At 72.3% G+C, this 19,184-nt stretch carries 22 protein-coding genes and 1 pseudogene; 8 read left to right on the plus strand and 15 right to left on the minus strand.

What is annotated here, in order from left to right:
* Positions 1 to 2 precede the first annotated feature (2 nt).
* Together Gocc_RS03230 and Gocc_RS03235 are read left to right on the plus strand one after the other, a co-directional pair.
* Positions 3 to 677, plus strand: a complete 675-nt coding sequence (locus Gocc_RS03230) for an SDR family NAD(P)-dependent oxidoreductase (protein ID WP_114795057.1) — start codon at positions 3 to 5, stop codon at positions 675 to 677.
* Positions 674 to 1,510: a dihydrofolate reductase family protein gene (locus Gocc_RS03235; RefSeq protein WP_181813320.1), complete on the plus strand. Its 837-nt coding sequence runs from the start codon at positions 674 to 676 to the stop codon at positions 1,508 to 1,510. Before Gocc_RS03230 ends, Gocc_RS03235 begins: the two co-directional genes overlap by 4 nt.
* A 181-nt stretch (positions 1,511 to 1,691) precedes the next feature.
* On the opposite strand, the gene pspAB is transcribed toward Gocc_RS03235, so the two are convergent.
* From pspAB to Gocc_RS03250, 5 genes are all read right to left on the minus strand, one after another.
* Positions 1,692 to 2,261, minus strand: coding sequence for a PspA-associated protein PspAB (gene pspAB / locus Gocc_RS03240; protein ID WP_114795059.1), 570 nt, complete (start codon positions 2,259 to 2,261; stop codon positions 1,692 to 1,694).
* 6 nt (positions 2,262 to 2,267) lie between these two features.
* Complete coding sequence (htpX, locus tag Gocc_RS03245; protein ID WP_114795060.1) at positions 2,268 to 3,191, minus strand: zinc metalloprotease HtpX; 924 nt, start codon at positions 3,189 to 3,191, stop codon at positions 2,268 to 2,270.
* Between the two features lie 108 nt (positions 3,192 to 3,299).
* Positions 3,300 to 3,659: a hypothetical protein gene (locus tag Gocc_RS15955; RefSeq protein WP_181813321.1), complete on the minus strand. Its 360-nt coding sequence runs from the start codon at positions 3,657 to 3,659 to the stop codon at positions 3,300 to 3,302.
* Positions 3,656 to 3,805 carry a hypothetical protein gene (locus Gocc_RS15960; protein ID WP_181813322.1) on the minus strand — a complete coding sequence of 50 codons (150 nt, stop codon included), beginning with the start codon at positions 3,803 to 3,805 and terminating at the stop codon, positions 3,656 to 3,658. Before Gocc_RS15960 ends, Gocc_RS15955 begins: the two co-directional genes overlap by 4 nt.
* Before the next feature lie 91 nt (positions 3,806 to 3,896).
* The gene (locus Gocc_RS03250; RefSeq protein WP_114795061.1) at positions 3,897 to 4,160 is read right to left on the minus strand and encodes a hypothetical protein; all 264 of its coding nucleotides are present in this window, start codon (positions 4,158 to 4,160) and stop codon (positions 3,897 to 3,899) included.
* A gap of 292 nt (positions 4,161 to 4,452) precedes the next feature.
* On the opposite strand from Gocc_RS03250, the gene Gocc_RS03255 reads away from it, so the two are divergent.
* The 6 genes from Gocc_RS03255 to Gocc_RS03280 all read left to right on the plus strand — a co-directional run bounded on the left by Gocc_RS03255 (position 4,453) and on the right by Gocc_RS03280 (position 8,410).
* The gene (locus tag Gocc_RS03255; RefSeq protein ID WP_114795062.1) at positions 4,453 to 4,692 is read left to right on the plus strand and encodes a YgaP family membrane protein; all 240 of its coding nucleotides are present in this window, start codon (positions 4,453 to 4,455) and stop codon (positions 4,690 to 4,692) included.
* Position 4,693: 1 nt separating this feature from the next.
* Positions 4,694 to 4,816 carry a hypothetical protein gene (locus Gocc_RS16870; RefSeq protein WP_281268409.1) on the plus strand — a complete coding sequence of 41 codons (123 nt, stop codon included), beginning with the start codon at positions 4,694 to 4,696 and terminating at the stop codon, positions 4,814 to 4,816.
* A 1-nt stretch (position 4,817) separates the two neighbouring features.
* Positions 4,818 to 5,393: an MFS transporter gene (locus Gocc_RS03260; RefSeq protein ID WP_114795063.1), complete on the plus strand. Its 576-nt coding sequence runs from the start codon at positions 4,818 to 4,820 to the stop codon at positions 5,391 to 5,393.
* 217 nt (positions 5,394 to 5,610) lie between these two features.
* Positions 5,611 to 5,940, plus strand: a complete 330-nt coding sequence (locus Gocc_RS03270) for a cupredoxin domain-containing protein (protein ID WP_114795065.1) — start codon at positions 5,611 to 5,613, stop codon at positions 5,938 to 5,940.
* 122 nt (positions 5,941 to 6,062) lie between these two features.
* The gene (locus Gocc_RS03275) at positions 6,063 to 8,036 is read left to right on the plus strand and encodes a copper-translocating P-type ATPase (protein WP_220150421.1); all 1,974 of its coding nucleotides are present in this window, start codon (positions 6,063 to 6,065) and stop codon (positions 8,034 to 8,036) included.
* Entirely contained in the window at positions 8,033 to 8,410 is a 378-nt protein-coding gene (locus tag Gocc_RS03280) for a cupredoxin domain-containing protein (protein ID WP_114795067.1), read from the plus strand. Before Gocc_RS03275 ends, Gocc_RS03280 begins: the two co-directional genes overlap by 4 nt.
* A 69-nt stretch (positions 8,411 to 8,479) precedes the next feature.
* On the opposite strand, the gene Gocc_RS03285 is transcribed toward Gocc_RS03280, so the two are convergent.
* The 10 genes and pseudogenes from Gocc_RS03285 to asnB (Gocc_RS03335) form a co-directional block, all read right to left on the minus strand.
* On the minus strand, positions 8,480 to 9,151 hold the full coding sequence (locus Gocc_RS03285; protein ID WP_114795068.1) for a TlpA family protein disulfide reductase: 672 nt from the start codon (positions 9,149 to 9,151) through the stop codon (positions 8,480 to 8,482).
* A 3-nt stretch (positions 9,152 to 9,154) separates the two neighbouring features.
* Positions 9,155 to 9,688: a hypothetical protein gene (locus Gocc_RS03290; RefSeq protein ID WP_220150422.1), complete on the minus strand. Its 534-nt coding sequence runs from the start codon at positions 9,686 to 9,688 to the stop codon at positions 9,155 to 9,157.
* A 154-nt stretch (positions 9,689 to 9,842) separates the two neighbouring features.
* Complete coding sequence (locus tag Gocc_RS03295) at positions 9,843 to 10,064, minus strand: hypothetical protein (protein WP_114795069.1); 222 nt, start codon at positions 10,062 to 10,064, stop codon at positions 9,843 to 9,845.
* Positions 10,065 to 10,164: 100 nt separating this feature from the next.
* Positions 10,165 to 10,635, minus strand: coding sequence for a hypothetical protein (locus Gocc_RS03300; protein WP_147281169.1), 471 nt, complete (start codon positions 10,633 to 10,635; stop codon positions 10,165 to 10,167).
* Positions 10,632 to 11,713: pseudogene (locus Gocc_RS03305) on the minus strand (cytochrome b N-terminal domain-containing protein). The gene Gocc_RS03300 and the pseudogene Gocc_RS03305 overlap by 4 nt, the downstream one beginning before the upstream one ends.
* Positions 11,714 to 12,201: 488 nt before the next feature.
* Positions 12,202 to 13,350, minus strand: a complete 1,149-nt coding sequence (locus Gocc_RS03315; protein WP_181813323.1) for a glycosyltransferase family 4 protein — start codon at positions 13,348 to 13,350, stop codon at positions 12,202 to 12,204.
* Positions 13,347 to 14,429 (minus strand): glycosyltransferase family 4 protein, encoded by a 1,083-nt coding sequence (locus Gocc_RS03320; protein WP_114795074.1) that lies wholly within the window; start codon positions 14,427 to 14,429, stop codon positions 13,347 to 13,349. Before Gocc_RS03320 ends, Gocc_RS03315 begins: the two co-directional genes overlap by 4 nt.
* 39 nt (positions 14,430 to 14,468) lie before the next feature.
* A complete protein-coding gene (asnB, locus tag Gocc_RS03325; RefSeq protein WP_114795075.1) occupies positions 14,469 to 16,385 on the minus strand; it encodes an asparagine synthase (glutamine-hydrolyzing) in 1,917 nt (638 codons plus the stop codon).
* A complete protein-coding gene (locus tag Gocc_RS03330; protein ID WP_114795076.1) occupies positions 16,385 to 17,302 on the minus strand; it encodes a glycosyltransferase in 918 nt (305 codons plus the stop codon). Before Gocc_RS03330 ends, asnB (Gocc_RS03325) begins: the two co-directional genes overlap by 1 nt.
* Positions 17,268 to 19,184, minus strand: coding sequence for an asparagine synthase (glutamine-hydrolyzing) (asnB, locus tag Gocc_RS03335; protein WP_181813324.1), 1,917 nt, complete (start codon positions 19,182 to 19,184; stop codon positions 17,268 to 17,270). The genes Gocc_RS03330 and asnB (Gocc_RS03335) overlap by 35 nt, the downstream gene beginning before the upstream one ends.

Genomic DNA, 19,184 nt, shown 5'->3' on the forward strand with positions numbered 1-19,184 from the left:
ACGTGGCCGACGTGACCCTCGTCTGCGGCGCCGGAGGCGCGCTTGGAAGCGCGCTGGTCGCGGCCTTCCTCGCCCGCGGCGACCGCGTCGTCGCGACCGACCGTCACGGCGGCGCGCCCGGCGCCGAGATTGCGAGCCTTCGCCGCGAGGCGGTCGATCTCACGCTGCCGGACGAGGTCGAGTCTCTGTGGGAGCGCCTGGAGGAGCAGGGCGACCGACCGCGCTGGCTGGTGAACGCCGTCGGCGGCTTCCGGCCGGGCACGGTCGCCGGGACCGAGCCGGAGGAGGTTCGGCTCGTCCACGACCTCAACCTGGGCACCGCGTGGTGGTCGTGCCGGGCGGCGGCGCGCAGGATGGACGCGGGCGGGGCGATCGTCAACGTCTCCTCGCGCGCCGCTCTCGGCGGCGGGGCCGGATCGGCGGCGTACAGCGTCGCGAAGGCGGGCGTCGTGCGGCTGACCGAGGTGCTCGCCGCCGAGCTCGCGGACAGGCGTGTGCGCGTGAACGTGATCCTGCCCTCGCTGATCGATACCGCCGCGAACCGGGCGAGCCGGTCGGCGGCGCAGATGGACCGCGCCGTCGCGCCCGGCGACATCGCCGCCGTGGCGGCCTTCCTCTGCAGCGACGCGGCGGCGGCGGTCACCGGTGCGGCGATTCCGGTCTACGGGTGGGCGTGAGCGGGATCGAGCTCCTGCACGAGGCGCCGGGACTGCCGGCATTCGAGCTGCCGGACGAGCTGCGCGAGCGCTACGGCGGCTCGCTCGGCTTCGACGAGCCGCGGCTCGTCGCGAACTTCGTCGGCAGCCTCGACGGCGTCGTCGCCGCGCCGCCGCTCGTGCAGTCCGCGAGGCTGATCAGCGCGGACAACGACTCCGACCGCTTCGTCATGTCGCTCCTGCGCGCGTGCGCCGACGCGATCGTCATCGGCTCGGGCACGCTGCGGGCCTCGCCGCGCTCGCTCTGGACGGCGGACGGCCCGTACCCGGCGGCGGCGGGCGCCTTCGCCGAGCTCCGCCGCCGCCGCCGCCGGCCCGAGAACCCCGCGCTCGTCGTCTTGACGGGAAGCGGCCTCGTCGATCCCGCGCACCCGGCGTTCGCACGCGGCGCGCTCGTCCTCACGACCGACGGCGGCGCGGTCCGCCTCGAGGGACGGCTGCCCGGGCGCTCCGAGATCGTGTCGCTCGGCGCGGCGCCGGCGGTCGACCTCGGCGCCGCACTCCGCCTCCTTCGCGCGCGCGGCCACCGGCTGATCCTCTCCGAGGCCGGGCCACATGTCTTCGGCGGGCTCCTCGCCGCCGGCCTCGTCGACGAGCTGTTCCTCACCGTGTCCCCGGTCGTCGCCGGCCGGGCCGAGGACGCCGCCCGGCTCGGGCTCGTCGAAGCGCACGATCTGCTCGCGGGCGGGGGCGCCGCCGCCCGACTCCTCAGCGTGCGCCGCGACGGTGGGCACCTGTTCCTGCGCTACGGGCTGTCACGGCCGGGCCGGGCCGAGCCGTCCGCGGAGCCCTGATCTCGCTGCCCACGGCCCGCGCGACAGAGCTTGCTCGCCGCCCGCGGGCGCGCGCAGGCCGGGACTCCGTGCGTCGGCGCGGCGGCCGGCCAGTGGTCCTCCCCGGGTTTGCTGGAGGCTCCATCTCGTAGCGGCCAGATTCGTCCGGGGCTGCTGGGCCGGTGGGGCGTGTCGGGCCGGGTCAGAGGGGCGCGTCGAACGTGCCGAACCAGCGGCTCGTGTCCTCCTCGATCGGCAGCTCCTTCTCCAGCTTCGCCTTCAGCTCGAGCTCGGTCGCGTTGTCGCGCCTCGTGCTCTCGCCGCTGGGGACGAACGGCCAGAAGGCGCCGCGCTTGTAGCCGTAGATCCAGTACGCGGGCTGCCCGGCCCGGTCGAAGCGGAAGACGGCGGCGAGCAGCTGCGGGCCGAAGCCGCGCGACTCGAGCTCGGCCCCGACCAGGTGGATGGTCGCAACGAGGTCCTCGAAGTCGGCGTCGTGGGCGATCAGCCACTCGAAGCCGTAGTCGTCCGTCTTTCGCTCGACCTTCGTGCCCGTGTCGCGGGCGACCGCGTCGAGCAGCCCGTGCAGATCCTTCTCGGCGCGGACGAACTCGGCGGCGGACATCGACTTGAAGCAGACGGCGCCGACGCCTGCCGGCCTCAAGTCGAGCTCCGCCTCGAGGGTGATGCGCGCGGTCGAGAGAGCGAAGAGCCGGTCCCGGGCCGGATCCTTCAGCTGCTTGCGGCCGAGGAGCGCGTCGAGGAATCCCATGGACGGCTACGCGACCGGTCTGCCCATCTCGCGGGCGATCTCGGCCAGGCGGGCGAGTCGCTTCTCGAGGGGTGGATGATCCATGAACCACTCGCCGGTCGCACGCTTCACCCTCGTCGGGATGATGAAGAGGGCGCTCATGCCCTCCATCTCGCGCAGGTCGCGCTGGGGGATCCGGGTCATCTGGCCGGATATCTTCTGCAGAGCGCTCATCAGGTACTCGGGCGCCCCGGTGAGCAAGGCCGAGCCGCGGTCGGCGCCGTACTCCCGGTAGCGAGAGATCGTCCTGATCAGGACGAAGCTGATCGCGTAGGTGACCATCGAGACGGCGAGCACGATCAGCCAGACCGGAACCTGGTTGCCGCCGTTGTCGTTGCGGCGGCCGTAGCCGCCTCCGAACATTCCCGCGTAGAGGGCGAAGCGGGTCAGTAGCGCGGCCAGCATCGCGAAGAAGCTCGCGAGCGTCATCACCAGCACGTCGCGGTTCGCGATGTGTGCCAGCTCGTGGGCGAGCACCCCTTCGATCTCCTTCGCCTCGAGGCGCTCCCGCAACCCGCGCGTGACCGCGACTGCCGCGTGCTTCGGGCTGCGCCCGGTGGCGAACGCGTTCGGCACGTCGGTGTCGACGATCGCGACACGCGGCTTCGGCAAGTCTGCCATCGCGCACAGCCTGTCCACCATCGCGTGCAGCTCAGGCGCCTCGTCCGCCGAGACGACCTTCGCGCCCGAGGCGGCCAGAGCGAGCTTGTCGGAGGTGTAGTACTGGAACGCTGCCAGGCCGAGCGAGATCACGATCATCGGCGCCAACCCGACGTTCAGCACGTTGAAGAGGACGGCGGCGAAGGCGACGTACAGCGCCCCGAGCAGGAACCCCGTGAAGACCATGCGCGACGTCAGGCCGGCGTCGCGCCCGAACGCCTTCCGCTTCATCTCGCGCTCCCCACGACACGTCGGAGCTCACCCGTCGACGGCGCGGGCAGCGTCGACCGTCACCCGTCGTGGTAGGCAGCTGCGAATGCGCTAGCGTTCGGGGCATCGTCATCGCCCTCGTTCGAGGAGGAGCAGCACGAGCGCGATCGCGGCCAGGGCGGACACGGCGACGAGCACGAGCAGTCCGGCGACGAAGGCGGCGGCCGCGAGGACGATGACGAGCGCCTGCGACGCCGCTCCGATCCACGCCAGCTGACCACCCGGCGACGAGTGCGCCGCCCGGCCCCATCGGAAGTACGCGAACAGCACGAGGAGCGCGAAGGCGATGACGGCCCAGCGGGACGTTCTCTCGAAGGCTGCGATCAGACCCTCGACGGCGGCGATCACGAGCGCCGCCTTCCACCGATGCCGGACGAGCCGGCTGCCGGCCGGGCGATCCGCCGGGCCGCTCGAGAGGATCGTGTTCATCGGCCTGCTCCGGGCGCGCCGTCGATCGCGGTGGCCGTTGCGGCCGTCTCGTCGAGGAGCTCGTCGGGGGCGATGCCGCGGTAGTCGTCGAGGCGCCGCGGCGCCGCCTCGGCAGAGCCTAGTGTCGTTCCGGCCGGCTGTCTCATCTCAGTCGTCCTCGCAGAGGTCGTCAGGGACCAGGGCTCCCGGGCATGCGCCACGCTGAGCGCCGGACGCACGCCCGGGAAGCGCGGACGGTCAGCAGCCGCCACGCCTGGGGCGTTCGGCGGCCGGCTCGGGCTCGTGCACGTGCGCGCGCACGCCGGGCTTGCCGAGGACGGGCTTCTTCTCCTCTTCGTGCGGCTCCTCCGGCGAGCCGTGGCCGTCGGACGAGCCGTGGCCGTGGCCGCCGCCGCAGCCTCCGCCCGTCCCGTGCGAGTGGCCGCCACCGCGATGCATCGAGAACATCGCAACCGCGCCGCCGACGACAACGAGCAGGAAGATCAGGTTCCCCGCGTTCATCTTGTTACCTCCGTCCCTCTTCGCCTTCGCCGTCGCAGTCGCGACGGTGAGGCCGACCGGGAGCCGTTGCGGCGATCACGGACGGCACGCGGGCCATCCGGGCCGAACGAACGACGGTCGATGGTGGATTCGCTCATCACCGTGAGCCTGCCGCGGGCAGATGGAGTACCTGTGAAGCGCTTCTGTGCATTCGATGAAGCTCGGCTTCACGCCACCAACAGACCGCCTTCATCGCCGCTTCTCACGGCTGTCGCAGACTCCGCTCACGACATCCCGACGACGGAGGTGGCGGATGCGACGTCTGCCGATCAACATCACACCGGCCGAGCGGCTGGCTCGCGTCGTCCTCGGTTTCGGCGGCGCGATCGCCGGCGTCTGGCTCCTGACCTCGGCGGGCGGCGTCGGCCTGGTGGTTATGGAGGTCGCCCTCGTCCTCTCGGGGCTCGACCTCGTCGTCACGGGCGCGCTCGGCTTCTGCCCGCTCTACCGGCTGCTCGGCCACGCGCCGCGCTCGCCGATGGAGGTGCGATGAGATGAACTGCGACAGCGACAGCGACAGGCGCGGCAGCCACGGCAGCCACGGCTTCTGGGCCATGGTCGCCTGTTGCCTGCCGATGATCGTCATCCTGGCGCTGATCGCGCTGAAGGTCATCTGACGTGGGCGTTGACGAGGGCTCGTGTCCGAGCGGGAGCGCCGAGGCCGACGCGGCGACGAGGTGGTTGGGTCTCGCCGCGCTCGTTCTGGTGTCGTTCCTGCTGACGCTCGACGACACCGCGCTGAGCGTCGCGCTTCCCTCGGTCGGGCGTGATCTCGGCCTGGCGACGCTGTTGCCGGGGCTCATGCTCGCGGGCTTCGGCATCGGCCTGACCACCGCACCGGTGACGGCCGCCGCCCTCGACGATGCCCCGCTCGACGAGGCCGGCGTGCGCGCCGGGATCCTGAACACGTCACGCATGATCGGCCTCGCCGTCGGGATCGCGCTGATGGGCGCGATCGTGACGGCGCGCTGGCCGGGCGGGCTCGCCGGCGCCGCGACCGACCCGCAGGCGTTCGTCGACGGGCTGTCGATCGCCTTCCTCGTGAACGCGGCGATCGCGCTTGTGGGCGCCACGGTCGCGACGACCACGATCGCGGGAGGCCGCGCCGCGGGTGAGGGGCGGGCAAGCGGCGATGCGCCGGTCCCCGCCGACGGTCGCCGGACGGCCGCAAGCGCGACCGCGCCGGCTTCATAGGAGCGGCCGGGGGTGTGCGGTTGCGCGTCAGCCTCGGTCTGAGCCGAGGCGGACGCCGCAGGCGGGCGAGCGCGCGATACCGGTGTGCCGATACCGCAGTCGGTCCGCGACGACGACGTGACGTCGCGCGGCCCTTCATCGAAGTCGCAGATCGGCTTCACCGGATCTCCATCCGGCAGCGGCACGCTGAGCTCGGCTAGCGGAAAGGAGAAAGCGGATGAATCTCGGATTGCTCGCACGCAAGCCGGCCGGCACGGACGCAAGGGCGAACGATGTGCGCGTCCGCGTGCTCGACGGCTACTCGCCGGACACGATCCGGGCGCAGGCAGGCGTCCCGCTCCGGATCGTCTTCCGGCGCGAGGAGTCGGCTCCCTGCTCGGAGCAGGTGGTGTTCCCGGCCTTCGGCAGGAGCGCGACGCTGCCGAGGGACGAGGATGTTGCCGTCGACCTGCTCCCCAGCGAGCCCGGTGTGTACGAGTTCACCTGCCGCATGGGCATGCTGTGGGGCACGCTCGTGGTCGTGCCGCCCAGGGAGGTGCCGTCATGAGCATGGCGTCCAGCGTCGTCGAACCGGTGCCGAGCACGGCTTCGGCCTCGACCGCTCTCCGTGCGCGGGCGGGGACGGATCGGAGCGATCTCGGAGAGGCCGAGAGCGAGTATCGGGCGCTGATGAGGAAGTGGTGGTTCGCGGCCGCGATCGGCGTGCCGACGATGATTCTCTCGTACCCGCAGATCTTCCCCTACCTGCGCGACTGGCTGCCCCGCGGCAGCGGGCAGCTGCGCGCTGTCTGGGTGCTGCTGGGCCTCGGTGCCCTGGCGGTGCTCGCCTACTCGGGGTCGCAGTTCTTCGTGGGCGCGCGTGAGGCGCTGCGCCACCGCCAGGCCAACATGCACACGCTGATCGCGATCGGCACCGGCGTCGCCTGGGTCTACTCGACGGTGGCGCTGGCCGCGCCGGGCATCTTCCCGGACGACGCGTTCACCGACGTCTACTACGACGTCACCGTCGTCGTGACCGCCCTGGTCACGCTCGGGATGGCGCTCGAGGTGAAGGCGCGCGGGCGCTCCTCCGAGGCGATCCGCAAGCTGATCGGGCTGCAGCCGAAGACGGCCCGCGTCGTCCGTGACGGCGCCGAGATCGACCTGCCCGTCGAGGAGGTCGTCGTCGGCGACGTGGTCGCCGTCCGGCCGGGCGAGAAGATCCCCGTCGACGGTGTCGTCGTCGACGGCAGCTCCGCGGTCGACGAGTCGATGATCACCGGCGAGTCGCTTCCCGTCTTCAAGGGTGAGGGCGACGAGGTGATTGGGGCGACGATGAACACCACAGGGGCCTTCCGCATGCGCGCGGGCAAGGTCGGCGCCGACACGGCGCTCGCGCAGATCGTCCGCCTCGTTCAGGACGCACAGGCGTCGAAGGTGCCGATCCAGCGACTGGTCGACGTCGTCTCCGGGTACTTCACGCCGGCCGTGATGATCCTCGCGATCGTCGGATTCGTCGTCTGGTTCGACCTCGGCCCGGCGCCCGCGCTCGCCTACGCCGTGATCGTCGCCGTCACCACCTTGATCATCGCCTGCCCGTGCGCGCTCGGCATGGCGACGCCGATGTCGCTCACGACAGGCGTCGGCAAGGGCGCGGAGAACGGGATCCTGATCCGCTCCGGCGACGCGCTGCAGGTGACCTCGAAGCTCGACACGGTCGTGCTCGACAAGACCGGCACGATCACCTGGGGCAGGCCGGTGCTGACGGACGCGCTCGTGGCGGACGAGGTGCTGCGATACGCGGCCGCGGTCGAGCGGAGCTCCGAGCACCCGCTGGCGGCGGCGATCGTCGCCGGCGCCGAAGCCCGGGGCCTCGAGCTGCCCGCGGTCAGCAGCTTCGAGGCGATTGCCGGCCACGGCGTCCGCGCCGAGGTCGAGGGCCACGAGGTGCTGCTCGGCAACGCCCGCCTGCTCGAGCGCGAAGGCATCGACGCTGCCGCGCTCGTATCCGAGTGGGAGCGGCTTGCCGACGACGGGAAGACACCGATGTACGTCGCGGTCGACGGCTGCGCCGAGGGTCTCGTCGCGGTCGCCGACACGGTCAAGGACGACTCCGTCGCGGCGGTCCGCCGCCTGAAGCAGCTCGGGCTGGAGGTCGCGATGCTCACGGGCGACAACCGGCGCACCGCCGATGCGATCGCGCGCCAGGTGGGCGTCGACCGGGTGCTCGCCGAGGTCCTGCCCGAGGACAAGGCGGCCGAGGTCAAGAAGCTGCAGCTCGCGGGCAAGCGGGTCGGGATGGTCGGCGACGGCATCAACGACGCGCCGGCGCTGACCCAGGCCGACGTCGGCTTCGCGATCGGCACCGGCACCGACGTCGCCATCGAGGCCGCCGACGTGACGCTCATCTCGGGCAGCCTGCGCGGCGTCGTCACCGCGATCGAGATCTCGAAGGCAACCATGCGCAACGTCTTCCAGAACCTCGCCGGCGCCTTCGCCTACAACAGCCTCGGCCTGCCGATCGCGCTCGGCGTCCTCTACCCGCTCGCCGGCGTGCTGCTCTCGCCCCTGATGGCGGCGGCGGCGATGAGCTTCAGCTCCGTCACCGTGATCACGAACGCCAACCGCCTGAAGCGGTTCCGGCCCGAGGAGGTTCGGTCATGACCACCGCCCAGCTCGCAGTCACCCTCGCCGGCGCCGGCGCCGTCGCGCTCGTCGTCTGGTTCTTCTGGCTCGAGAGATCGGTCGGCACCCGCGCCGCGCTCATGTCCGGCGGCTGGCAGGAGCAGATGATCCTCGTGAAGGGGGGCTACACCCCGGACACGATCGTCGCTGTCGCCGGGAAGCCGCTGCGGCTCGTCTTCCAGCGGGAAGAAGCATCGCCCTGCTCGGAGACGGTCGTGTTCGACGCCTTCGGCAAGAGCGCCAGGCTGCCGCAGGGCGAGCCGACGGTGGTCGAGCTGATGCCCAGGGAGCCCGGCGAATACCCCTTCAGCTGCCAGATGGGGATGCTGCGCGGGACGCTCGTCGTCGAGTGATCGCCGGGCCCGGCTCCCAACGGCACGACTACCCGCGCGACGAGACGGAGCCGGCGGCGAGAGCCGGCTTCACGAGGCCGGCGCCGCAAGGAGCGCGGTGATGCTCGCTTCGAGCTCGCGGCGCGAGAGGGCGCCGACGGCGTGTGCGACGACGCGTCCTCGTGCGTCGATGAAGTAGGTCTCGGGGACGCCGGTGAGGCCGTAGGCGCTGTAGCTGTTCGGGGTGCCGTCGCGGACGGAGGCGTAGGGGACGTCGAGTGTGTCGAGGAAGCGGCGTGCGTCGGGGACGAGGTCCTGCACGTCGAGCCCGAGGAACGCGATCTTTCCGCGGTGCGCGCGTGCGGCGGCGTCGAAGGCGGGTGCTTCTTCCTTGCAGGGTATGCACCAGGAGGCCCAGAAGTTGAGGACGACCGGGTGGCCGCGCAGCTCGGCGAGCGAGAGGCGTCCGTCGTCGCCGGCGCCGCGGACGGCGGTCGGCCAGAGCTCGGTGCGGTTCCAGATCACGGGGAGGTCGAACGCTGGCGCCGAGGGCCTCTCTCCCCGCTCGATCGCCTTGACGAAGCCTGCGCCCGCGCTTCCGGCGACGAGCTTCCACACGAGCAGCGCGAGCAGTGCCGCGACGAGCGAGATGGCGGCAGCCTGGGCCACGTGGGTGGGGCGGATGCGGCGGCGGCTGCGCGTCTCCTCCGCTGCGGCCGGTGGAGACGCGCCGGCGATCGGTGCGGGATCGAGACCGCTCACCGTCTACGGTTCCGCCCGGGTTGCGTCACCCTCGCGGATCCGGCCTCGCGCGGCGGAGAGCAGCGGCTCCGGAACGACGGGCTCCAGTTCGCAGCTCGCAAGCGCGCGGAGGCGCAGGACGAGGCTCAGCACGAGGAGTGCGAGTCCGCCGAGCGCGAGGTACGGCTGCAACGGCGCGAAGAACGAGAGCGCCCCGCCGACTCCTATCAGGCCGACGACGAGCTTGTTGCAGATCGGGCAGCCGACGGCGAAGAACGACATCAGCCCTCCGCCCGCCGTCGCTCCGACGGACGATCCTGCCGGTCGCGAGCGCACGTAGGTGGCGAAAACGAGCCCGGCCAGGACGGCCGTCGCCGCCCAGACCGGGTAGTCCCACCACAGGATGGGTGTCATCCGGCGGTAGAACGGGTTCGGAACGATGTCGGTCGGGAGTCCCGTGAGGAGCGCGGTCGCCGCGGCGACGCAGGCCGCGACGAGCCACTGGCGCCGCGTGAACAGACGCAGCTGCTTCGAGGTTTCCAGGGCGAGCCGAGGCACCGCGCGAGCATGGATCACCGGGATGAAGATCCTGTGAATGCGACCGCTGCGTGTGCCGGTAGCAGCATCGCCGCCTCCTTCATCGCGGGCCTACGGCGTGCCGGCCCGCAGGGGGCGCGGGCCGGCACGCCGTCGGCCGCGAGCCTGCGCAGGCTCAGGGACGGTTGCCGGCCGCCGCGACGGGGGCTTCCGGCGCCGCGGACGCCGCCGCGTCACCGTGCCCGTGCCCGCCGCAGCAGCCGCCGGCCGCATGATCGTGGCCCTCGTGCGCGGCGTGCCGGCCGCTCTTTCCGTGGCCGCCGCAGCAGCCCTCGTGCGCCTGCGTGGGCTGCGCCTGCGCAGGCCGTCCGAGCAGCCGGTCGACGATCGAGCTCATCGCGTCTCCTTTCGAGGTGGATCGTTCCGAGCATGCCGGACCGATGTGGAGGGCCTGTGAAGGTACCCGTCTCGGCGCAGCTGCATGGGCGGGCGCGATGCTACGGGGCGGCGGCGGCGCGCTCGAGGCGCCGCCGCCGGACGAGCCCGGCCGCGCCCGCGAGCAGCGTCAGGACGGCGACGATGCCGGCGACGAGCTCTGCCGTGCCCACCTTGGATCGATAGGTGACGCCGACGACGTGGCTCGAGTTCCCGGGGAAGGCGCGCTCGAGCAGGCGGCGCGCCCCCGCGACGTCCTCGGCGTGGAGCGCCGCATGGGACGAGCGCAACGCGCGCACGTCGACGTTTCCCTTGTCGCTCGAGGCGAGCGCCTGGTCGAGCTTCTGCAGCGCCTGCTCGCTCTCGCGCCCGGCGACGAGGAGCGCGAGCGCCTGCAGGGAGAGCGCCTGCGCGGTCTGGGCGGCGTTCTCCTCCATGCCCTCCGGCATGCCCCCCGACCCGCCGGAGGCGAGCGAGAGCGGAGCCGCGGCGAGCGCGAGGGCCGTCAGCAGGGTGAGGAGCCGCACCATCATGCCCCGATGTGCGAGACGGGGACGCTGATGAAGGCGAAGACGGTCAGGCCTGCCCAGGCGAGGATCGCGAGCCCGGCGAGCGCCATCCAGGGGCGCCGCCGGCGCGGATCGCGCTCGTCGTCGCGGTCGACGAACGGCAGCGCCACGAGGCCGGCGACCAGCAGCGCGGGGGCGACGACCAGCGCCTTGAGCCCGAACCAGTCCTCGAACGGGTAGAGCCAGAGGAAGTACCAGGGCGGCTTCGTGATCTCGATCCCGTCCACGCCCTCCGGGCCGATCCCGGTCGGGCGCAGCGCCGACAGCAGGAGCGCGAGGCCGAGCACGATCAGCGTCCAGTAGAGGATGCGGGCGAGGTGGCTCGTGAACCGGAGCGTCGGCTCGGCGGCTTCGCGCCGGGCGACCTCCTCCGGCGTCCCGATCGGGAGCGGCGAGATCTTCTGCTTCTTGACGAGCAGCAGGTGCACTCCGACGAGACCGGCGAGCGTCAGCGGCAGGATGCTGATGTGGGCGATGTAGGTGCGCGTCAGCAGCGACACCGTGTCGGTGAAGGTGTTCGAGAACCAGAAGCCCGCGAAGCCGAGCAGCTTCGAGAGCTCGATGTTGTGGCCGTAGGCCTCGAGCGCCTCCTGATCCCACTTCAGGATCGTCCCGGTGAAGAGCAGGCCGCCGGCGAGCAGGAAGAGAACGACGCCGGTCAGCCACACGCCCTCGCGCGCTTCTTGTAGGCCGCCGTCGCGAACGTGCGCAGCAGATGCAGGGTCAACGTCACCATGAAGATGCCGGCGATCCAGAAGTGGAGGCTGCGCACGATCGACGCGAACGACTCCTGGCTGAGCTGGACCACGCTGGCGTGCGCCCCCTGGGGCGTCGGGTCGTACAGCTGGGCGAGATAGACGCCCGTCGCGACGAGCAGGAGGAAGGAGCCGAGCGTGATGCCGCCGAGCGTGTAGGCGAGCCGATTCGCGTGGGCCGGCACCGGGTAGGCGAGGGCCGAGAGCCCGAAGCGGTCGTCGAGCCAGAGGCCGAGGCGGCGCAGCCTGCCCTCGGGTTGAGGGATGGCCTCCGGTATCGCTGTCATGCGGGCCAAGCTACCACCCGCGTTTCTGGTCGTCCCCGGCCGATCCTACGCATTGCGCTGCGGCAAAGTACGGAACTGGCAGACCGCCGCCGCGCATTCACCGAAGCGGCAGATCGGCTTCACCGGTCCTTCAAGCGCCCGCGCCAGCGTGAGGGAGAGCGAGCGAAAGGAACGGCGATGCTGCTCTCGACGATCCGAAGGCTACCCCGACCTGCCCGGCGCGTGCGCGTTAGACCGAGACCCTGCGCTGCCGGCGTGCCCGGCTTCCCGCCCCCGCTGCTCCCGTGCCGGACGAGCGGTCGCGGTGAAGCTCAGCGCCCCACAGCATGCCGCCGATCCGCGAGGTCGTCGTCGATCTGCCGGCCGAGCGAGCCGGCCTCTGCCCGCTCTGAGCCTTCTGGTTCCACCAGCCGCAGGCGCTCGTGCGCGCCTGGGGGCCGAGCCGGGCGGCGGACCGCCGCTTCGCCCGTGTCGTGCACCCTCGACGATCAGGGTCTGAGCAGGAGTGTGAGGTAGAGGTGTTCGATTGCCTCGACCATTTGCTTCTCGGTGCAGAAGGAGGTGGAGCGCTGGTGTGCTGCGCGCCCGAGGTGGGTTCGTAGCTCGGTGTCGCCGAGCAGCCGGCTGATCGCGTGGGCGAGTCCTTCCTTGTCGCCGGCGGGGACAAGGATCCCGGATTGGCCGTCGCGGATGAGGTCTGCTGGGCCGGCTGTGCTGGTTGCGATGACCGGGAGGCCGGCTGTCATGGCTTGAGCGAGCGCTCGGCCCATGCCTTCGTTGAGTGAGGGCTGGATGTAGAGGTCGAATCCTGCGAGCAGGGCTGCGGCGTCGTCTCGGAGGCCGAGGAAGCGGACGGCGGTTTCGATGCCGAGGTCGCGGGCCTGTGCTTGGAGTTGGGTGCGTGCTGGCCCGTCTCCGACGAGGATGAGGCGGGCGGATGGCTGGTGTTGGGCGGCGGCGGCGAAGGCGGGGAGGAGTATGTGCTGTCCCTTCACCTTGGCCAGGCGTCCGATGCAACCGACGAGGATCTCGTCGCCTGCGGCGCCGAGGGATCGGCGGGCGGCGGCACGGTCGCCCGCGAGGTGGCTGGGGAGACCGCTCGGGATGGTGAAGAAGCGTTCGGGCTTTCCGATGCCGCGCTGCAGTTGGTCGGCTCTGCAGGTTTCCGAGATCGCGATCAGGGCGTCGCTGCCGTGGGCGCAGGCTCGCTCGACGGCGAGGTAGAGCCGGCTCGTGCGGGGCCCGAAGTAGCCGGTGAAGATATGCCCGTGGGGGGTGTGGACGATCGCTGGCGTGCGTGCGAGTTGGGCGGCGAGGCGGCCGAGGACGCCGGCCTTGGAGGTGTGGGTGTGCACGACGTCGAAGCGGCCGGCGCGGATCAGGCGGTAGAGGCGGGCGAGTGCGACGAGGTCGCTGCGGGGGCTCGGCTCCCGGACGAGTTGGGGGATGACGAGCGGCGAGAGGCCGCGGTCGCGTGCGCGTTCGAGCAGCGATCCCTCGGGTCCGTGGGAGGGGCCGGTTACGAGCACGGTCTCGTGCCCTCGTTCCTTGAGCCCGGCGACGGTGGCCAGGGTGTTTTCCTGTGCTCCTCCTACCACCAGCCGGGTGATGACGTGTAGGACGCGCAGCCGTCTCATCTCGACAGATCCTCGAGCACAGCCTCGAGCGCATCGACTGCGGCCTTGCATGTGTAGCGGGCGAGGACGTGGCGGCGTGCCCGCTCGCGCAGGTCTCCCGGGGCGGAGTCGAGGGCGCGGACGATCGTGGTGGCGAGCGCCCCGGGGGTGGTGTCGTCGGCTAGGAGAGCGGGGTCGAGCGGCGTGAGGATCTCCGGGGTCGCGCCGACGGGCGTGCCGACCACTGGCGTTCCGCAGGCGAGCGCTTCGACGGTGACGAGGCCGAATCCCTCGAGCGCGCGGGATGGCAGGACTGCCAGGTCGGCGGCGCGGTAGTAGTCGGGCAGCAGCTGTTCGGGGACGAATCCCGCGAAGGCGATGCGGCTGTCGAGTCCGAGGTGTTTGGCTGTTTGTTCGAGGTTCGTTCGTAGTGGCCCGTCGCCTGCGATGATGAGGCGGGCTTGGGGGAAGGCTTCGAGGATGCTCGGCATGGCTGCGAGCAGGTTGTCGACACCCATTCTTGGGACGAGGTTGCGCACGGTTAGGAGCAGGGGTCCGTCGGTGGGAAGCGCCAGCCGTGCTCGCGCGGCCGCACGATCGCCGCTGGGTGAGAAGCGCGCGGTGTCGACGCCGCCCGGTATGACGCGGACCGCGGCGGGGCTGAGCCCGTGCAGGGCGTGCAGCTTGGCGGCGGAGTAGGAGGAGAGGACGAGGACGAGATCGCTTGCGCGTAGGCAGGCGCGTTCGGCCAGTTGGCGGAGTCTGACGCTGGCGGCGCGCGGGGAGGGGTGGCGGGTTGCGTGCTCTTCGGGCCAGGCGGAGTGGAACATGTAGAGGGTCGGGATGCCGAGCCGCTTGGCGGCGGTGAGGGCGCCGAGCGCGCAGGCGGGCTGGTGGCCGATTACCACGTCGGGCCGAAGCGCGTGGACGGCGGCGGCGGCGCGAAGCGGCGTTTTCGGGTTGCGCCCGATGCGCAGGATCTGGACGCCGGACTGTGCGCCAGCGGGTCCCGCGGCGCCCGAGCAGACGACCACCTGGTGGCCGCGGGCGGCGAGGCCGGCCGCGTGGATCGCGAGCAGCCGCTCGGCGCCGCCGATCACGGCCAGCGGGTCGACGTCGGCGGCGAGCAGGATTCGCAGCTAGATCAGCTCCTGGAGGCGGTCGGGAGCGGAGGTGTCGCTGAAGAGCCGGTACCAGGCTTGGAACATGAGCAGCGCCCAGAGATGTTGGGAGCGGTCGCGCCGGCCGGAGGCGTGCTCGGCGAGCAGCCGGGCGACCGCCTCGGGTTTGAACAGCCCCGCGGGCTGCAACCGCTCGGGCGCGAGCAGACTCTTGACGTCGTCGGCGAGCGGGCCGCGGAGCCAGAGGTCGGTCGGGACGGAGAAGCCGCGCTTGCCGCGCCGCAGGATCGACGCCGGCAGCAGGCCCGCCATCGCCTGGCGGAGCGCCACCTTTCCCTGCAGCCCGCGGACGCGCGCTCCGAGCGGCAGGTTGAGCGCCCAGCCGGCGAGCTCGCTGTCGCAGAGCGGCACCCGCGCCTCCAGTCCCCACGCCATCGTGGTCGCGTCGGCGACGGCGAGCGGGTCGTGCGGAAGGTAGGTCTGCAGATCGACGAGTTGCGCGCGGGCGACGAAGGGGCCATGCGGGAACGCGCGGAAGAAGCGTTCGCCCCAGGCCAGCGAGTCGACTCCGTCTGGGCTGGTCAGGAGGTCGGCCTTCTCGGACGCGGTGAAGGCCGCGTTCCAGGCAAGGTACCGGCGCTCGAGGGGAGCGTCCGTCTCTGCGAGAAACTTCCTTGCCAGGCGGACGAGGTCCTGCGCGCGTGAGCGGCCGGAGGCAGGCAGGTGCGCCATGAGGAGCGAGACGGCGTGGGCGAGCGGCGGGGATCCGAGAGGGCCGGCGGCCCGGATCAGCCGCTCGGCCTGGTAGCGGCGGTAGCCGGCGAAGAGCTCGTCGCCGCCGATCCCGGTGAGGACGACGGCAACCTGCCGGCGCGCCTCGCGCGCGAGCGCGAAGGAGGCGAGCGCGGTCGCGTCGCCGAGCGGCTCGTCGAGCTGCCAGGCGCACGCCGGCAGGAGCCGGCTCGTCTCGGCGGGGCCCAGGGTCGTCTCGTGGTGGTGGCAGTCGAAGTGGTTGGCGACGGTTTTGGCGGCGGCGCGTTCGTCGTAGCTGCCGGCGTTGTGGAAGCCGACGGTGAAGGTTTTCACCGGGTGGGGGGAGGCTTCGGCCATGAGCGCGACGATCGTGGAGGAGTCGAGGCCGCCGGAGAGGAAGGCGCCGACCGGCACGTCGGCGACCATGTGGGCGCGCACCGTCTCGCGTAGGCGCTCGCGTAGCTCGGCGGCGGCCTCCTCGAGCGTGAGCGGGGCGCCCTCACCGGGCGGCGGCGGCTGCCACCAGCGGGTCTGCTCGAGGCGCCCGTGCTGGAAGCCGAGCAGGCTGCCCGGCTCGAGCTTGCTCGCCGCGGCCAGGATCGTGCGCGGGGCCGGCACATACAGGTAGGTGAGGTAGTCGGAAAGGGCGACCGGGTCGAGGTCGCGGCCGAGGCCGGGCAGGCGCTGCAGCGCCTTCAGCTCGCTCGCGAAGGCCAGCCCGCCCGGGATACGGGCATGGTAGAGCGGCTTGACCCCGAAGCGGTCGCGGGCAAGCAGCAGCCGCCCCCGCTGCGCGTCCCAGAGGGCGAAGGCGAACATGCCGCGCAGCCGGGCGAGCATCGCGTCCCCCTCGGCCTCGTAGAGGTGGCAGAGCACCTCGCCGTCGGTGCGAGAGCGGAAGCGGTGTCCGGCCCGTTCCAGCTCGGCCCGCAAGCCGGCGAAGTTGTAGATCTCGCCGTTGTAGACGCAGACGATCGAGCCGTCCTCGTTCGCAAGCGGCTGGCCGCCGCCGGCCGGGTCGATCACGGCCAGCCGCCGCGAGGCAAGCCCGACCCCGGGGGCGACCCAGATCGCCTCCCCGTCGGGGCCCCGGTGGGCAAGTGCCGCCGCCATCGCCTCCAGCCAGGCGCGCTCCACCCGCCCCTCACGGTCGGCAAGCACAACCCCCGCAAGACCGCACATCAGGCGAGCTGCTCCGGGGCGGGCTCGTTCCTGGCCAGTCGAAGCGAGGCGTATCCGGCGGCGTAGGCGAGGTCGGAGACGAGGAGCAGGAAGCGCCCGCGCAGGGCGGCGAGCAGGAGCCGGGCGCCCAGCCGCGCCAGCCGGTAGGCGGGGCGGCGTACCGGCGCCCGTCCGACGAAGGGCCCCTCGGGGACGTCGAAGGCGAGCTCGGGGTGGTGGCGGCGGACCCAGGCGGCGCCGCGACCGCCGCACCAGGCCGAGCGGATCAGGCTCGGCAGGCTCGCCGGCGGCGGGTGGTAGGCCCAGCTGTCGGGGACAACGGCGACGCGACGTCCGGCCGCCCGCACGCGCTCGCGCAGGTCGGGGTCGGTGCCGCGCACGAGGTCGTCGTGCTCGCCGCCAACCTGCCGCCATAGCTGGGCGGCGACGGCGAGGCACATGTGAGTGACCATGTCGGTGTCGGTTGTCCGGTCGACGACGGGGAAGCGCATGCGCGGGAGTTGGCGGGCGACGGCTCGCTGGAACCGGCTGGCGTCGGGCGGGGGAAGCTGCGAGGGGCCGACGAGGCCGAGGCTGGGGTCGTCGACGAGCGCGTGGACGAGGTTGGCGAGCACGTCCCGGTGCCCGAGGCGCACGTCGTCGTCGATGAAGACGAGGTAGCGGCCTCTTGCGCGGACGGCGCCGACGTTGCGGGCACGGCCGTTCGGCCTGACGCCCTGGACGACGAGCAGCTCGATGTCGGTGAGTGTCTGGCCGGCGAGGTCGGCGAGCAGCCGCTGCAGGTTGCCGTTGCGCTCGCCGTCGAGGCTGGGCACGATTACCGAGACAAGCGGCGCGGCCCCGTGCGGGGCGCCGGAGACCTGACGGACGCCTGCGGCGGTCTCAGGCGATTTCCGCCAGGAGGGGCGTGCCGGCATTGCGGGGCTCACCTCCTTCTGCGTGCAGCCGGTACCAGACCTCGAAGACGAGCAGCGCCCAGAGCTGGTGGCCGAGCTCCGCCCGACCGGCAAGGTGGCGCTCGGCGAGCGCCTTGACGGCAGCGGGGCGCAGGTAGCCGTCTGCCGCCGCCTGCGAGCCGGCCAGGAGCACGCTCCAGCCCGCGGGATCTTCGCGCAGCCAGCGTCCGATCGGGACGCCGAAGCCGCGCTTGCGCCGTTGCAGCACGCCGGGCGGGAGGATGTCGCGAACGGCGTGGCGGAGCACCCGTTTGCCGGTGAGCCGTCGCAGCTTGAGGCTCGTCGGTAGCGCCCAGGCGAAGGCGGCGAGGGCGGGGTCGAGCATCGGCACCCGCACCTCGAGGCCGTGGGCCATCGAGGCCCGGTCGACCTTGGTGAGCATGTCGTCGGCGAGTCCGAGCGCGAGGTCGGCGCAGGCCATCCGTTCGACCGGGCCGGCCCCATCGGGGAGGAAGGCATACCAGGCGGCCGCGGCACCGCTGCCCGCGACGGGGTCGGCGAGCAGGGCCGCCCGCGCCTGCTCGCCGAGGCAGCTGATCCGGCGGCTGTAGCGGGCGAGCGGGTCAAGCGCGGCGTCTGCCAGCAGCCGGCGCGCCCGTCCCGCCGCTCCGGTCGCCCTGCCGACGGGGGGCAGGCCGGCCGCCGCCCAGGCGGCCAGGGGAGCGAGCAGGGCCGGCGGCAGCAGGCCGGCCGGTCGCAGCAGCTGGTGGTAGCGATACCAGTCGTAGCCGCAGAACAGCTCGTCGCCGCCGTCGCCGGAGAGGACAACCGGCAGTTCGCGCGCGGCGAGGGAGCTGACGAGGTAGGTCGGGAGCGCGGAGCTGTCGGCGAACGGCTCGTCGAAGGCGGCGACAAGCGATGGCAGCTGCGCGAGCAGCGAGCGGTCGGCGATCGTCTCGTGGTGGTGGCAGTCGAAGTGGTTGGCGACGGTTTTGGCGGCGGCGCGTTCGTCGTAGCTGCCGGCGTTGTGGAAGCCGACGGTGAAGGTTTTCACCGGGTGGGGGGAGGCTTCGGCCATGAGCGCGACGATCGTGGAGGAGTCGAGGCCGCCGGAGAGGAAGGCGCCGACCGGCACGTCGGCGACCATGTGGGCGCGCACCGTCTCGCGTAGGCGCTCGCGTAGCTCGGCGGCGGCCTCCTCGAGCGTGAGCGGGGCGCCCTCACCGGGCGGCGGCGGCTGCCACCAGCGGGTCTGCTCGAGGCGCCCGTGCTGGAAGCCGAGCAGGCTGCCCGGCTCGAGCTTGCTCGCCGCGGCCAGGATCGTGCGCGGGGCCGGCACATACAGGTAGGTGAGGTAGTCGGAAAGGGCGACCGGGTCGAGGTCGCGGCCGAGGCCGGGCAGGCGCTGCAGCGCCTTCAGCTCGCTCGCGAAGGCCAGCCCGCCCGGGATACGGGCATGGTAGAGCGGCTTGACCCCGAAGCGGTCGCGGGCAAGCAGCAGCCGCCCCCGCTGCGCGTCCCAGAGGGCGAAGGCGAACATGCCGCGCAGCCGGGCGAGCATCGCGTCCCCCTCGGCCTCGTAGAGGTGGCAGAGCACCTCGCCGTCGGTGCGAGAGCGGAAGCGGTGTCCGGCCCGTTCCAGCTCGGCCCGCAAGCCGGCGAAGTTGTAGATCTCGCCGTTGTAGACGCAGACGATCGAGCCGTCCTCGTTCGCAAGCGGCTGGCCGCCGCCGGCCGGGTCGATCACGGCCAGCCGCCGCGAGGCAAGCCCGACCCCGGGGGCGACCCAGATCGCCTCCCCGTCGGGGCCCCGGTGGGCAAGTGCCGCCGCCATCGCCTCCAGCCAGGCGCGCTCCACCCGCCCCTCACGGTCGGCAAGCACAACCCCCGCAAGACCGCACAC

Source organism: Gaiella occulta (assembly GCF_003351045.1).
In the GTDB taxonomy this organism is placed as follows: Bacteria; Actinomycetota; Thermoleophilia; order Gaiellales; family Gaiellaceae; genus Gaiella; species Gaiella occulta.

What these genes read in the sequence shown, in the direction of transcription:
- pspAB (WP_114795059.1), bottom strand. Translation starts at nt 2,261, where the DNA reads ATGGGATTCCTCGACGCGCTCCTCGGCCGCAAGCAGCTGAAGGATCCG.
- htpX (WP_114795060.1), bottom strand. Translation starts at nt 3,191, where the DNA reads ATGAAGCGGAAGGCGTTCGGGCGCGACGCCGGCCTGACGTCGCGCATG.
- Gocc_RS15955 (WP_181813321.1), bottom strand. Translation starts at nt 3,659, where the DNA reads ATGAACACGATCCTCTCGAGCGGCCCGGCGGATCGCCCGGCCGGCAGC.
- Gocc_RS15960 (WP_181813322.1), bottom strand. Translation starts at nt 3,805, where the DNA reads ATGAGACAGCCGGCCGGAACGACACTAGGCTCTGCCGAGGCGGCGCCG.
- Gocc_RS03250 (WP_114795061.1), bottom strand. Translation starts at nt 4,160, where the DNA reads ATGAACGCGGGGAACCTGATCTTCCTGCTCGTTGTCGTCGGCGGCGCG.
- Gocc_RS03255 (WP_114795062.1), top strand. Translation starts at nt 4,453, where the DNA reads ATGCGACGTCTGCCGATCAACATCACACCGGCCGAGCGGCTGGCTCGC.
- Gocc_RS16870 (WP_281268409.1), top strand. Translation starts at nt 4,694, where the DNA reads ATGAACTGCGACAGCGACAGCGACAGGCGCGGCAGCCACGGCAGCCAC.
- Gocc_RS03270 (WP_114795065.1), top strand. Translation starts at nt 5,611, where the DNA reads ATGAATCTCGGATTGCTCGCACGCAAGCCGGCCGGCACGGACGCAAGG.
- Gocc_RS03275 (WP_220150421.1), top strand. Translation starts at nt 6,063, where the DNA reads ATGAGGAAGTGGTGGTTCGCGGCCGCGATCGGCGTGCCGACGATGATT.
- Gocc_RS03280 (WP_114795067.1), top strand. Translation starts at nt 8,033, where the DNA reads ATGACCACCGCCCAGCTCGCAGTCACCCTCGCCGGCGCCGGCGCCGTC.
- Gocc_RS03295 (WP_114795069.1), bottom strand. Translation starts at nt 10,064, where the DNA reads ATGAGCTCGATCGTCGACCGGCTGCTCGGACGGCCTGCGCAGGCGCAG.
- Gocc_RS03300 (WP_147281169.1), bottom strand. Translation starts at nt 10,635, where the DNA reads ATGATGGTGCGGCTCCTCACCCTGCTGACGGCCCTCGCGCTCGCCGCG.
- Gocc_RS03315 (WP_181813323.1), bottom strand. Translation starts at nt 13,350, where the DNA reads ATGAGACGGCTGCGCGTCCTACACGTCATCACCCGGCTGGTGGTAGGA.
- asnB (WP_114795075.1), bottom strand. Translation starts at nt 16,385, where the DNA reads ATGTGCGGTCTTGCGGGGGTTGTGCTTGCCGACCGTGAGGGGCGGGTG.
- Gocc_RS03330 (WP_114795076.1), bottom strand. Translation starts at nt 17,302, where the DNA reads ATGCCGGCACGCCCCTCCTGGCGGAAATCGCCTGAGACCGCCGCAGGC.